Annotated in this window: 10 protein-coding genes and 1 pseudogene; 3 read left to right on the top strand and 8 right to left on the bottom strand. The window is 57.1% G+C overall.

What is annotated here, in order from left to right:
• Nucleotides 1–50: 50 nt before the first annotated feature.
• From ACXYMO_RS06285 to ACXYMO_RS06270, 4 genes are all read right to left on the bottom strand, one after another.
• Entirely contained in the window at nt 51–1,025 is a 975-nt protein-coding gene (locus ACXYMO_RS06285; protein WP_458877797.1) for a TRAP transporter substrate-binding protein, read from the bottom strand.
• A gap of 24 nt (nt 1,026–1,049) precedes the next feature.
• Nucleotides 1,050–2,333 (bottom strand): TRAP transporter large permease, encoded by a 1,284-nt coding sequence (locus ACXYMO_RS06280; protein WP_458877796.1) that lies wholly within the window; start codon nt 2,331–2,333, stop codon nt 1,050–1,052.
• Between the two features lies 1 nt (nt 2,334).
• A complete protein-coding gene (locus tag ACXYMO_RS06275) occupies nt 2,335–3,849 on the bottom strand; it encodes an amidase (protein ID WP_458877901.1) in 1,515 nt (504 codons plus the stop codon).
• Nucleotides 3,850–3,981: 132 nt separating this feature from the next.
• A complete protein-coding gene (locus ACXYMO_RS06270; RefSeq protein ID WP_458877795.1) occupies nt 3,982–5,043 on the bottom strand; it encodes a LysR substrate-binding domain-containing protein in 1,062 nt (353 codons plus the stop codon).
• Nucleotides 5,044–5,253: 210 nt separating this feature from the next.
• Between ACXYMO_RS06270 and ACXYMO_RS06265 the strand changes: the two genes are divergently transcribed.
• Both ACXYMO_RS06265 and ACXYMO_RS06260 read left to right on the top strand, forming a co-directional pair.
• Nucleotides 5,254–5,886 (top strand): tyrosine-type recombinase/integrase, encoded by a 633-nt coding sequence (locus tag ACXYMO_RS06265; RefSeq protein ID WP_458877794.1) that lies wholly within the window; start codon nt 5,254–5,256, stop codon nt 5,884–5,886.
• A gap of 230 nt (nt 5,887–6,116) precedes the next feature.
• A complete protein-coding gene (locus ACXYMO_RS06260) occupies nt 6,117–8,402 on the top strand; it encodes an Orn/Lys/Arg family decarboxylase (protein ID WP_458877793.1) in 2,286 nt (761 codons plus the stop codon).
• Nucleotides 8,403–8,567: 165 nt separating this feature from the next.
• On the opposite strand, the pseudogene ACXYMO_RS06255 reads toward ACXYMO_RS06260, so the two are convergent.
• Nucleotides 8,568–8,723 (bottom strand): annotated as a pseudogene (locus ACXYMO_RS06255) (transposase); the annotation flags it as partial.
• 233 nt (nt 8,724–8,956) lie between these two features.
• Nucleotides 8,957–9,457, bottom strand: a complete 501-nt coding sequence (locus tag ACXYMO_RS06250; RefSeq protein ID WP_458877792.1) for a glycosyltransferase family 2 protein — start codon at nt 9,455–9,457, stop codon at nt 8,957–8,959.
• Between the two features lie 572 nt (nt 9,458–10,029).
• On the opposite strand from ACXYMO_RS06250, the gene ACXYMO_RS06245 reads away from it, so the two are divergent.
• Nucleotides 10,030–10,662 carry a tyrosine-type recombinase/integrase gene (locus ACXYMO_RS06245; protein ID WP_458877791.1) on the top strand — a complete coding sequence of 211 codons (633 nt, stop codon included), beginning with the start codon at nt 10,030–10,032 and terminating at the stop codon, nt 10,660–10,662.
• Nucleotides 10,663–10,884: 222 nt separating this feature from the next.
• On the opposite strand, the gene ACXYMO_RS06240 is transcribed toward ACXYMO_RS06245, so the two are convergent.
• Nucleotides 10,885–12,612, bottom strand: coding sequence for an alpha/beta hydrolase (locus ACXYMO_RS06240; RefSeq protein WP_458877790.1), 1,728 nt, complete (start codon nt 12,610–12,612; stop codon nt 10,885–10,887).
• A gap of 121 nt (nt 12,613–12,733) precedes the next feature.
• The gene (gene gltS, locus ACXYMO_RS06235; RefSeq protein ID WP_458877789.1) at nt 12,734–13,954 is read right to left on the bottom strand and encodes a sodium/glutamate symporter; all 1,221 of its coding nucleotides are present in this window, start codon (nt 13,952–13,954) and stop codon (nt 12,734–12,736) included.
• Nucleotides 13,955–14,097: the final 143 nt, after the last annotated feature.

Below are 14,097 nucleotides of genomic sequence, written 5' to 3'. Positions count from 1 at the left end.
TACTCCGACCTGAAAGGAGGCGGGCCGCAAGGCGCGACCCGCCCATTGGCTTAGCGATTCTCGTCAGACAGCTTCTTCCACAGCGCCGTATCCTCTGCGGTCATCAGATCTGAATCATAAACCGGCAGAGATGCTTCACGGAAGACTGCACGCTCTTCTGGCGTAAGGCGCTGTACTGTAACGCCCTTTTCTTCAAGCGCGAGAAGTCCGTTTACCGATGCTGCCGCCAGCCATTCACGTGCTGCCGCATCTGCGGTTTCAACCGCTGCGTCAACGCTTGCGCGATCTGCGTCTGACAGACCATCATACCAGTCTTTGGACGCGATAACCGCCCGCAATGGCCAGATCACATCTGCATCCGCAAAGTTTTTGATGAAATCTGTTTGACCGAACATCACTGGCACGAAAGGCGAATTCAAGTAGCCGTCGATCACGCCTGTTTGCAGACCGGCAGGGACTTCTCCCCAAGGTACGATTGTCCCGCTGGAGCCCCAAGCTTCGTACATCGCGATCTGTGCGTCATCCAAGGCGCGCATCCGCAGGCTGGCCATGTCCGCCGGAGAGCGCACGGCCTGTGTTGTGGTGATTACGCCGGACGCAGGTCCAAGCGGGGCCAATGCCAAAAGAACCGCATCTTGTTTGGCAAGGTTTTCATTGATGCGGGTGTAAACATCGCCCGCAGCCAACGCGCGGTCCATATGCGCAATATCATCGAAGATGTATGGCAAGCGGACCCCATAGATAAACGGATCTACCTGCGCCACAGCGCGCACATCCGACAGCGAGATTTCGAGCAAACCGGTAGAGACCTGATCGAATTTCTCTGCTTCGTTGCCAACGGAACCGCGTGGCATCTCGCGCACGTCCATGCCCGCTTCCTTAAGCGCATTGCCAAAGGCGAATGCCCAGTTGTACGAGCCTGATGTTTCCAGATCCGGCTTGCTGTCCAGTGCAATTTTCACCTCTGCTGACGCAGATGTAGCCATCGCAAACAATGCCGCCATTGTAAGTGCTTTAAGTTTCACGGGTTGTCCTCCCTTTTGGATTGGTTAGTTCACGGAAAATCCGAACAGGCGCGGCAACGTGAGACTGATCGCAGGCCAGTAGACCAGCGCCAGCAACAACAGCACCTGAACGAAAATGAAGGGCAGCGCAGCATAGGCCAGCCGCCAGTAATTGAGGTTGGTCAGGGCCGATACGACCACAAGACATTTGCCAAGTGGCGGCGTAATCAGACCGATGCACAGGTTAAAGCACAACACGATGCCAAGTTGGATTGGGCTTATGCCCTGTTCCAAGGCTTGCGGTGCAAATAGCGGAATCAGAAGGGTCAGGGCCACGGGCGTATCCATGAACATGCCCGCGATCAGGAAAATGGCCACCAGGAAGAACAGGTATTTTGTGCCCGTCAGTCCGAAAGAGTCGACCCACGTCGCAAGAGCCTGTGACCAGCCAAGTTGCCCAGCCAGATAGCCCAGCACCGAAATCGCTGCGAGAATGATGAAGATTGTGCCGGTCATCTTTGCAGTGGCCTCCACTGCGTCAAAGATCATCCGCCAGTTCAAGCCTTTATAGAATTGTCCGGCCATGAGCGCGAAGAACACAGCGATTGCCGATCCTTCCGTTGGTGTTGCTAACCCGAAGACAAGTGAGCCGAGGATCACTACGGGCAAGCACAATGCAGGTGCCGCGTTCAGCAGGCTCGGCAGGAACTGCGGCAGATCGTCAGACGCACCGCCGGGGTGTCCTTTGATATGCGCAATGACCGCGTTGAGGATCATCAGCGCTGCCGCAAGCAGCAGTCCGGGGACAACACCTGCGATGAACAGAGCTGCGACAGATGCGCCCGTCAGGCCGCCATAGATGATCATGATGATCGACGGCGGGATAATCGGCCCGATCATTGAGGACGCCGCAGTGATGGCCCCTGCATAGTAAGGATCATAGCCACGCGCCTTCATTTCCGGCACGAATGTGCGCGACAAGGCGGCGCTGTCGGCAATGGCAGAGCCCGAGATGCCTGCAAAGAAGACGCTGGTTAGAATGTTTACATGCCCCAAACCGCCGCGAAACCGGCCCACAATCGCCATCGCAAAGTCGATCAGGCTGCGCGTCACACCCGCGCGGCTCATGATTTCGGCGGTCAGGATAAAGAGTGGCATCGCCATGAAGGCAAAGACGTCAAGTTGGGCGAAAATGCGTTGTGGCAGGATCGAGAGAAACTGTGTCTTGTCCACTGCGACAAAGGTCAGGACGGACACCGCCCCCATCAGATAGGCAAATGCCGTGCCGCTGATCAGCAGCAGAACAAAGATGATGGGGATCAGCCACATGTCACACCGCCGTGCGCACAAGGCGCGCATTGGAAACAGGCTTTGCTGTCACTTCGGGCGGATGCGTTACGATAGACCGCAGATCCACTGCCGAGGGGACAAGGGTTTCCATGTTGGCAAGAGGGCGCGCTGTCTTGGCAGTGCTGTTGAAGAGGGTTTCAAATGCCTTTGCCGCTGCCAGCAACCCGTCATCACCGCGTACAGGCCCCAACATCTGAAGGCCGAAAGGCATTCCAGCGGCGTCGCGTCCACAAGGCAGCGTGATCGACGGTCCAGCCGCCAAGGAGCCGCGATAGCAGAGCGCCAGCCAGCGATAGTAGATATCCATCTTCTGACCGTCGACTTCAGTGGTGTGGGACTGGGTCCACAGAAAAGGTGATACCGGTGACGTTGGCAGGACGATCACATCAAAATCGGCCATTAGCCGGTTGAACTTGCGCAGAATGCGGCTCTGTTCGGCATGCGCCCAGCCTCGGTCGGCCAAAGACATGTTGTGCCCAAGTGCGACGTTGTCTTTGATGTGAGCGCCGAAGCTGTCCGGGTCTTCCTGAACCGCTTCGCCAAATGCGACACCAAAACTTTCGGCGCGAAGAATATCAAAACAACGGTCCATATCCCCCAGATTGAGGTCTGCCGCGCGACACTCTTTAACGTGAGGTCGCAGAAAATCCAGGCGGTCGCGGAAAGTATCGCGAATGCTCTGATCTACAGGTGCTCCACCAAAGTCTTCGCTGAAGCCAACGCGCAAGTTCTTCAAAGCCACCGAAGGCAAGGTCCTGAAGCGTTCGGGTGCCGACGGGGCTGACAAGGGATCGTCAGGGTCATGGCCCTGACACACGTCCAACATCAACGTCATGTCATCCACAGTGCGTGCCATCGGCCCCAGCACGGAAATGCCCGACCAACCCAGAGGCCGCGTGGGGTGTGCGATCACATCAACGGACGGACGATACCCAACAACACCGCAAAGCGCTGCGGGCATCCGAAGCGACCCGCCGGTATCAGACCCGGTGCAAAGCGGCAGAAGACTCGCTGCCAGCGCGGCAGCAGAGCCGCCAGACGATCCTCCCGCAATCAGATTTGCATCAAACGGGTTGCCCGTGGCACCCCAGACCGGATTGCGGGTGTTTCCTCCGGCCCCCATTTCGGGGACATTTGTTTTGGCGAGGATGATTGCTCCGGCCGCCCGCAAACGCGCAACCATCGGCAAATCCTCGTCAGGTACATGACCACCTGCCCGGACGCTGCCGTGCGTTGTCAGCAGGCCCTTGGTGTTCTGCAAATCCTTGACGCCAATCGGCAATCCATCGAGCGGCCCAATCGGGCATCCAGCCTCCCAGCGAAGCGTCGCAGCGGCGGCAAGATCGACTGCAGCCTCAGCGTCCATCGCGGCCAGTGCGTTGATCTTGGGGTTGAAACGCGCAATCGCTTCAAGGCAGGCCGCCAGATATTCGCTAGGCGTGAGGCGTCTTGCGCGAAAGCCCGCAAGTACGTCGCACGCCGAGAGTGAGAGCAAATCCTTCTGGCTCAAAGGCTTTTATCCGCAGTGGCAATGATCCGAATAGACACCCAAGCCCTCCCAAACTGTGTGTTTGGTTAAGGTAATGAATGAATCTTGCAGAAAATAGTGAAATTCACGCCATATACATTAACCAAAAGGAATGGTCGGAACGTCTTCGGTTGTTTGTTGCAGGCACTTCAAGAACAACGACAACGTCGCATTTCGTGCAATCTGGTCTTTGCGCCAAAAACACCGGGCCTCTGACAACAGATCGTGCGTATCAAGCGATAATGTCACTGTTTCACCACGGGCGGCCTGCGCCTTTGCCAGTCGCTGCGGGAGAAAGCCGAGCGCAGGCATTGCCTGCAAAAGCTCAAGGTTCAGCGCAAGCGACAAAGACGCAATGGTGTTGGTTGGGGGCGGCAGCCCGTTTGCCGCAAAAAGTGCCTCGACGGCTTGGCGCGCTACAGAGTTTGGTTGCGGCAGTATCCAAGGATAAGTTGCGGCATCGACCCATGTTATATGACCGGCCTGAGCAAGCGGATGATTTCGCCCAGTGACAACCACCACAGGTTCGGAAACCAAAGCCATTTGGTCGATCCCATCCAATTCCTGCGGCTGCCAAATTCTCGCGATCACCAAGTCTAACGCTCCTGCCTCGAGTTGTGGCAAAAGTTCAACGAAATGTCCTTCGGAAACGTATACGTTTGCTTGCGGGGTGCTGCGCTTGAACAGAGCAATGGTGCCGGGCAACAAGGTGGATGCAACCGAGCTGACAACGCCGATAGAGACAGACCCCGAGACACCACTTGTCATTGCTTCAATGTCAAAAGCCGCGCGATCAAGTTGACTAAGTGCCTGGCGCGCATGATCCGCAAGGCGAACGCCAATGGGGGTTAGGTAGAGCCTGTTTCGGTCCCGCGTGACAACAGGCACGCCGACGATCTTTTCCAGTTCGGCGATCTGTTTTGAGACTGCTGGCTGAGTCACCCCAAGCGCCTCTGACACTCGTGCGACCAGTTTCAAATCCGAGAGCGCTACAAGAGCACGCAAATGCCGAAGTGTGATGCCCTGTTGAAAGCCCTTACCGAAAATCTGCCGCACCTCTTTGCTGAGTTCACATGACTGTATCGTAGCTGTCACAAGGAGACAAAGTTTGGATTTGCATGGAAAATTAGTCAACTTTGTCGATAGGAAGTAGCTCGTCATGCATGGTGATCACTTCGTCCGCGATACTGTAACCCGCGCACGAGGCACAGGGTTAGGATATCAGTCTTTCCGACCATTGGAATTCTTTGCTGCATCCGAAAAAGTGGACTCACAGCCGAACTCTGAGGCAGCTCAGCGATCCAATGGTATAGTTCCTTGTCAACGTCGGGTTGTCGTTATGGGAGGGCATGGAGGATCGGAGGATCAGTCATGCAAACACCAAACTTACCGGCAATTCGCGCACTTCGCCCGGCTTGGAACAAGGGTCGCATCGTCGGCCAGAAGCGACCATTGAAACCAAAGCACGTCTGGGCGATCCGGGTTCGACTTGAACTGGCCGAAAACCATCGCGATCTCGCACTGTTCAACATGGCAATCGACAGCAAACTGCGCGGGTGCGATCTGGTCAAGATGAAGGTCGTCGACGTCATGGCGTCGGGTCAGATCAAAGAGCGGGCTTCAGTGCTGCAGAGCAAAACACAGAAACCGGTGCGGTTTGAGATATCTGAAGGCACTCGCGCTTCCGTCGAAAAGTGGATGGAGGATGAGCTGATGATCGGCTCCGAATACCTGTGGCCTGGCCGGTTTCATGAGCGCCTGCACATCTCGACGCGACAGTATGCGCGGATCGTCCGGGATTGGGTCACGTCGATCGGACTGGAAGCCAGTGCATACGGCACGCATTCGATGCGGCGAACAAAGGTCACTCAGATCTACAAGAAGACAGGCAACTTGCGGGCGGTTCAGCTTCTTCTTGGTCATACCAAGATGGACAGCACAGTCCGGTACTTGGGCGTCGAACTTGAGGACGCTCTAGCAATTTCCGAGGCCATTGAAATCTAGCAACTTTTGGGTCGTCTTCGCGGGCGGCCCATAACAGCCGTTCGCAGCTCTACGTTCGCCACATGACAGCTTCCCCAAAACTGCCATTCATGCGAAAGGCAGCTTTATGGCATGGCAGAAAGACCGAAGCGCGGGCAATTTGGCCTCACAATCGCCTTTCTGTGACTTGACGCCGTTACCCGAGGCTTCGAGAACAGACAGAGTTCGAAAGCCACATCAAGGACGAACAGATGAAGTTTTGCTTCCCCATTGTGATCATCGACGAAGATTTCCGATCCGAAAACACTTCGGGCTTGGGAATTCGTGCCCTTGCACAGGCCATCGAAGCAGAAGGGTTCGAAGTGCTTGGCGCGACAAGTTACGGTGATCTATCGCAATTCGCGCAGCAACAGAGCCGTGCGGCAGCATTTGTCCTGTCGATCGACGATGAAGAGTTCAGCCCCGGCCCGGACCTTGACCCAGCGGTTTTGAACCTCCGCAGCTTCATTGAGGAAGTTCGTTACAAGAACGAAGATGTCCCGATCTACATCTACGGCGAGACCAAGACGTCGCGGCATTTGCCGAATGATGTCCTGCGCGAGTTGCACGGCTTCATCCATGCCTTCGAGGACACCCCCGAATTCGTCGCCCGCCACATCATCCGCGAAGCAAAAAACTATCTCGAGTATATCCAACCGCCTTTCTTCAAGGCGCTTCTCGACTATGCCGAGGACGGCTCATACTCGTGGCATTGTCCCGGGCATTCGGGCGGGGTTGCCTTTCTGAAATCGCCCATCGGGCAGATGTATCACCAGTTCTACGGAGAAAACATGTTGCGCGCCGATGTGTGCAACTCGGTCGAGGAACTGGGCCAGCTGCTGGACCATAATGGTGCAATCGGGGCATCAGAGCGCAATGCGGCGAGGATCTTCAACGCCGATCACTGCTTTTTTGTCACGAACGGCACCTCGACCTCGAACAAGATGGTCTGGCACCACAATGTCGCTCCGGGCGATGTCGTGCTCGTGGATCGCAACTGCCACAAGTCGATCCTGCATTCGATCATCATGACAGGTGCCATCCCGATCTTCCTCAAGCCCACGCGCAACCATTGGGGGATCATCGGCCCGATCCAGCGATCCGAATTCGAACCCGAAGCGATCAAGGCCAAGATCCGGGCAAATCCGCTTCTGGACGGGGTCGATCCCGACACGGTCAAACCGCGTATCCTGTCACTTACGCAATCGACATATGACGGGGTGCTCTACAACACCGAAGTCGTGAAAGAGATGCTCGACGGCTATGTTGATACCCTGCATTTCGACGAGGCCTGGCTGCCGCACGCGGCCTTCCACCCGTTCTACGGCACCTACCACGCGATGGGGCGCAAGCGCGGCCGCACCAAGAATTCGATGGTCTACGCGACACAGTCGGTCCACAAGCTTTTGGCCGGCATTAGCCAGGCCAGCCATGTTCTCGTGAAGGATGCGGAAGAGGCAAGGCTCGACCGGCATCTCTTTAACGAATCCTACCTCATGCACACGTCGACAAGCCCGCAATACTCGATCATCGCGAGCTGCGATGTTGCCGCGGCCATGATGGAACCACCGGGCGGGACGGCATTGGTCGAGGAAAGCTTGATGGAGGCGCTCGATTTTCGACGCGCGATGCGCAAGGTCGACGAGGAATACGGCAACGACTGGTGGTTCCAGGTTTGGGGCCCCGACACGCTGGCCGAAGACGGCATCGGGCGGGCGAACGACTGGGAGCTGAAAAAGACCGACAGCGAGGCCGTCGAAAGCTCGGGCGAAGACGCCTGGCACGGTTTTGGCGACATGGCTCGTAATTTCAACATGCTCGACCCGATCAAGGCGACGATCATCACGCCGGGACTGAACATCGATGGTCGGTTCGAGGAAACCGGTATCCCGGCCTCGATCGTTTCGAAATACCTGGCGGAACATGGCGTCGTGGTCGAGAAGACCGGTCTCTACAGTTTCTTCATCATGTTCACAATCGGCATCACGAAGGGCCGTTGGAACACGCTTCTCGCCGCGCTCCAGCAGTGCAAGGACGATTACGACCGGAACCAGCCCCTCTGGCGCGTCATGCCGGAATTTTGCGCCAAACACCCGCGTTATGAACACATGGGGCTCAAGGACCTGTGCCAGCACGTACATGACCTCTATACGAAATACGACGTGGCCCGGCTGTCGACCGAGATTTACCTCGGCGACCATCGCCCGGCCATGTCCCCGTTGGAGGCTTTTTCTCATATCGCGCAGAGAAAGACCGAGAGGGTCGCGATCGACGATCTCGAAGGCCGTGTAACGACAAGCCTCGTCACACCCTATCCGCCGGGCATCCCGCTTCTTGTTCCGGGCGAGATTTTCAGCAAGGAGATCGTGGACTATCTTCAGTTCAACCGCGAATTTGCCCGCGAATGCCCCGGCTTCGAAACCGATATCCACGGCTTGGTTCAGGAAGTCGGGGAGACCGGTGAAGTCAGGTACTTCGCCGACTGCGTCGCTGAGTGAATGTAACTGTAAACGTCGCGCGGTGAGAATGGAGAACCATCCTCCTCGAAGGCGGGCCTTGCTTCTTCGTCAGCAGGGCTTCGTTGCACCAAATGGGGTGAGCAAGCTGCCCCGTTGCGCGGTCGGACTTTTCCTGTGGCCTCAGTGACGGGTATTCCAACAGCAGTGTAGCGGTTCGACACAGCGATGCGGTACGCGGGCATCCCAGGTCTTCTGACGGCGGTAAAGGGTGCTGAAATCCGGCACCGCCCAGTCCAGCCCTGCAAACTTTGGCAAGTTCTCAACAAAGCCAGCCGTCTGTCTGAGCGACATGCCGAACAGCCCGGCGCATTTTCCGCGATGCAATCGCTCAGTTCTGGGCTGGAAAGCCCAGTCGCCTTCGAAGGAAAGATCGCTCAAACGAGCACGTGGGGCGAGACAAGATCGGAACAGTTTCAGTGGGCTTTGGCCGCCCTCTGGAGATATTTCGATTCGGCCCGGCCCTCGGGACAGTCGCGGGATCAGCAAAATCCGCTTCAGCGCAAGCTGCCAGACAAAGTAGGATAGATCCTGCTCTATCGTTGTCTAATTCGGATGACCTGCGCATCGGACAGGCGCAGCGCAATGCCGTGGAGCATTGCGCTCAGTTTCGCTCTGGGGATGCCCGGTGCGCCGCCGTCGGTATGGAACCGAAGGATCAGCGCATCTCTCTGTTCCGGCGCGGTCTGGATCATGCCAAGGCACCAGCGGGCACGCTGGGTGACGTATTCCTTCAGGCCCTCGGGGGTCAGCCTTTCGGTCAGGGGTTCATCCAGATAAGCGGTCTGCCATCCGGCATCGCGCAGGACCAGCGTCATCATGAAATCTTCGGTGACGCTTTCTTCGGGGAAACCGCCCACATCCTGAAGGGCCTTCCACCGGATGACCGAGGGCGTGCGGGTCCGCCAGAGGGTGGGGCGCGCACTGGGACCTAAACTGTAGTTTAGCATACGGGCGATCCGGATGCAGCCAAATCCGGGGTTCCGACCATTCATGCCGACAAAGGGGCCGGTCGAGCTCGGTGATGGGTCTGGCACTGATGCTGGTGCCAATGGGGGAGCGGGGCGCCTCGTCAAGACAACCTCAAGGACGGGAGGTTTCGCGGCGAAACCTGTTTTAACCCTTTGGCAAGGTTTGAGGGTGGGGAAGGTTGCATTCCGACAATGAGTTTTCACACAGCTTCGGCCCAAACCGGCCATTAATTTAGGCTACTGAATGCTTCGATGCGGCCCGTCATTGCCGACATTCGCCGCACTTGCAAAAGTACACGTGACCAGAATTCACACAATGCGGGACGAAGCCGTCGTTCCCGCTAAGCCGCGCGGTGCCGGACCGCGGGTGGGCGCATGTTCGGTTGGACGGTGTACTTTATGGTGCCAGGTACATCTTCTCCCACAGGTCGGCGCACGGGTGTAAGGCGCCCGCCCGGGGGCGGTCGGGTGCCGCGCGGCGGGGCTGACGCCCCTTGAGTTTGCGCATGGGAGGCATTTGCGGTGGTCAAACTGGACTCAAACCCGACCTTCTCCGCTCGCGCACATGTGCATGCTAAGCTGAGATGCCAACCTCTGGTTGGCGCTGTGGTAGAACGTGGCGGATGGGAGGAACCATCATGACCATTGCAAACTTACCCGCCATTCGAGCTTGTCGCCCTGCCTGGAACAAAGGCCGCGTCGTCGGACAAAAACGCCCGCTGATGCCAAAACATGTCTGGGCAATACGTGTGCGTCTCGAAATTGCCGAGAACCATCGCGACTTGGCACTCTTCAATCTCGCGATCGATAGCAAACTTCGTGGATGCGATCTGGTGAAGCTGAAAGTCGCAGACATCTATGCTTCAGGCCAGGTCAATGAACGAGCCTCTATCATACAGAGCAAGACCCAGCGACCGGTGCGTTTCGAGATCACCGAGGGCACTCGCAAGTCAATTCTACGATGGATGGAGGAGCCGTTGATGATCGGCTCGGAATTCCTTTGGCCTGGTCGAGTTCACGAACGCCTACATATTTCGACTCGGCAGTATGCGCGGCTTGTCCGTGAATGGGTCAAATCCATCGGGCTCGACCCCACGTCATTCGGAACGCATTCCATGAGACGAACCAAGGTTGCTCACATTTATCGCAAGACCGGCAACCTGCGCGCGGTTCAACTGTTACTCGGCCATACAAAGATGGATAGCACCGTTCGATACCTTGGCGTCGAACTTGAAGATGCGCTGGCGATTTCGGAAGCCGTTGAGATCTAAAGACTTGGGCCGTCTTCAAGGACGGCCCAAACAGGACCTTCGGCTTTGTTCGGCAACGCTGCCGTGCGGGGGCCTAAATCCGGACGTTCATCATTTCTCAGCAACCGCCACTGTCGTACAACTGCTTGATGCGCGGCGAAACGGTGGCGTTGACATGGCTTTTTGACAAAGAAACCCGTTCGTTCGGGTCTTGCTGTGAGGGAAACGGTGAATTGATTTAGGTCATCGTGACGGGTCAGTGGTCTTCCGGCACCCTTTCCCAAAACCGAGATTGCAGTGGGCCTTCAACCGCTCTGCAAGGTCAGTTGTCCAGCCTGATGGATCGGTGACTTCTACCCAGGGTGTTATGTAGTCCTGCGCAAAATAGGAATGACCATGACCCGGCGGAGACCCGAAGGACAGCGCCATGTCGATAGCAAGCTGAAAGTGGGTCACGATGGGATAAAAGCGCCGGTACTCCGAAGCGTCTTCTGCTGGCGGATCGCGCATCCAGGGCGGTGCACGCCAGATCGAATGTGGATCATAGAAAACGATTGGGTCGCTGGAATATTGCAGAAAGACAATGCGCATACCGCCCCAGTCGGTCTCTGCTTCGCTGGCATCCGCGTATCGAGACGCATAACGCACAAGGGACCCGTCTCCGATCGTGGGCAGAACCCAGGGCGACCCTTCCTTTCGCCTGGTCTGAACATAGTTCCAGAATTGCGACGAAAACGGCGGACCTGCCCAGAATGCGCCGTTGATCGGATCGTCAACGAGGCGGAAGAGATTGGTTGCATACATGGATGACCACGCGCCAAGACTAAGACCGTGAACGTAGAGTCTTGGCCGTTTGTTGGCAGGCAGGGTTTTCCAAAAGCTATGCACTCGTTCAAGAAGCGCAGCCGCCTGGTCCAGCCCCGCCCGCGTTTCAAGGATCAGCGCAAGCGGCGATTGCAGATAGGAATACTGCGCCGCGACAGTAGCGATATTCCCGCCATGCATGTACTCCAAGGGATCGTGGGACCCCGGATCCATCCAGCCGGTTCCGGTGGGGCTGGCGACGATCAGAACCTCTCGCTCGAATGCACCCTGCCTTTTGAGTTCAGCCAGGGCGAGGTCGGCGCGTTCCCCGGGGGTGTTCCCATTCGCAAGCCCGACATAGACGCGGATCGGATTCATCGCGGGCACGCCAAGGAACTCTGCAATCGCATGCGCATCGGGCCCGGAAGTCACGAAATCGCGGCCGGGCTCGCCCATCGCCGCCCAGTCGATGAGAGATGCGGAACTTCCGGTCGCATTCGCCTTGGCGGGACGCGGTGGTGCGGATTCAAAAAGGCGCTGTGCCGTCTCATAGGATTCGTCCAGAACCGCCACAACACTATCCAGAAGGCCATCACGGGTCACGAATAACAACAGAGCGGCAACGGTAAAGAGTGCCAACACATTGGCCCGGCGCACCGGCATGATACGGTAAAGCCGCGCACGGATGACCCTGAACAGGTACGCCACCGCCACACCGACGGCAAACAGACACAGGAATGTCAGAACGGTTACGCCCAGCAGGGTGAGCAAATGCAAGGCATCGGCTTCCGCTATTCCCATCTTCGTACGAAGATCATTCTGCCATTTCAGCGTGTTCCCCACGGCGATACCGACAGTAATCAAAGACGAACTGCAAAAGAGAACTGTCAGTACGCGGGCGGATTTTCCTGTCGGCTGCGGCATTTCAGCTGCGCGCCAGACCAGCGCGCTGATCCGAATTAGAAGATAACCGATCGCGATCACTATCCCGCCAAGAATGCCCTGCTCGAACGCGTCGCGCGGAATGAGAGAAGGTGTCAGCGAACCGGCAAAAAAGAGCAGGCCAAGCGCTAACGCGGGTATGGATATGAACGAGGTAAGCTGTCTCACCGAAATCCCGCTAACCGGCCATTGTTTTAGGATGAGCTTGCGAGCATAGTTTCGCATGGTCCGGACGAGGTCAAGTCGCCCGATCATGGTCCGGATGACTTGCATTTCTGGTTCGAACCACACGTATCGCAGCTGTTATTCGCGGGCAGGATGCGTGTTTTGAAAGCAGCTTTCGGGTTCAGAACGTGGAAAACAGGGTAATGACCAGAGAGTTCGCGAGGTCCACGAAGAAGGCAGCGACAAGAGGCAGCACGATAAACGCAAGCGGTGCCGGGCCATATTTCTTTGTGACAGCGGACATGTTTGCGACGGCCGTCGGCGTTGAACCCAAAGTAAAACCGGCGAAACCTGCGCTTAGAACTGCCGCGGTATAATCGGCACCTGCAAACCGAAAGAACAGGAACACCGTGAACAGGGCCGTCAGAAGGGCCTGTACGCCCAGAACAGCCAGCAATGGCCCACCCAGCCCTGACAATGTCCAAAGCTTTATGCTCATCAATGACATCGAAAGAAAGATCGACAGGCTGTAGTCCGAAATGACGGCCAGAGCCTTTGTGCGGGCGGGCCAGTTTATCCTGGGAAGTAGTTGCGGAACGGTATTCGACATGACGATGGCAACCATCAGACACGGAACGAACAACGGCAGCATCAGGCCCGATGAGACGAGTGCCCGATGGACTATGTACCCCAGCACGATGGCAATATTAATCGCCAGAAGCGCCCGGATCAGGTTGACGTGGTTCACCTCTTGCGTGTCGCGCGTTTCCTCATAGGGCAACCCAACGATATCGGCCTGGCCCGGTTCCGCCTCAAGCTTGTGGCGGTCGATCAGATATCGGCCGATCGGGCCACCGATCAGCGCTGCAAAGACCAGACCCAAGGTCGCGGCGGCAATACCGATTTCGTTCGCAGCTGAAAACCCGGTAACCTCCTGCAGGGTCGGCCCCCAGGCCAGTGCCGTACCGTGTCCGCCGATAAGCGAGGCCGAGCCGAGTAGCACGGCGATCGGTCTGGGAAGGTCGAACAGCTCAGCCCCTGCCAGCCCGGTCAGGTTCTGGATCACCATGAAACCAAGCGTCGCCAGAAGCAGAAGCAACAGAAGGCGCCCGCCAGAAATCAGATCGGAAATCCGGGCATCCAACCCGATAGTAACGAAGAAGATGACCAGCAGTTCGTCACGCGTATCGAGTTCGAAGGCGATTTCCAAACCGGTGGCGGCGAAAATTGCCCATGCCAAAACAGCGACTGCCAGGCCGCCTGAGACAGGTTCGGGAATATTCAGATTCCGCAGGAACGCCACGCGGCGCGTCAGGACGGCGCCAAAAAGGAAGACAATCATTCCGATTGTCAGTGTCACAAAATCCGGGACGAGCAGCGTTGATTGCGATGCGAGGTTCATGGCCCTTCCCGCACAGCCATCGGAACGCGGTTTAGGACCGGCATCACCTGGAAACCGCAGCGCCGTTTCCTTGACACCGGTTGCCTATAGCACGTCCACATACCAAGCGTCCGTGACAAGGATCGCAGCGATCAACACCAGAA

It is taken from the genome of Arenibacterium sp. CAU 1754, from assembly GCF_054482635.1.
This window is presented reverse-complemented; position numbering and strand designations above follow the sequence as displayed.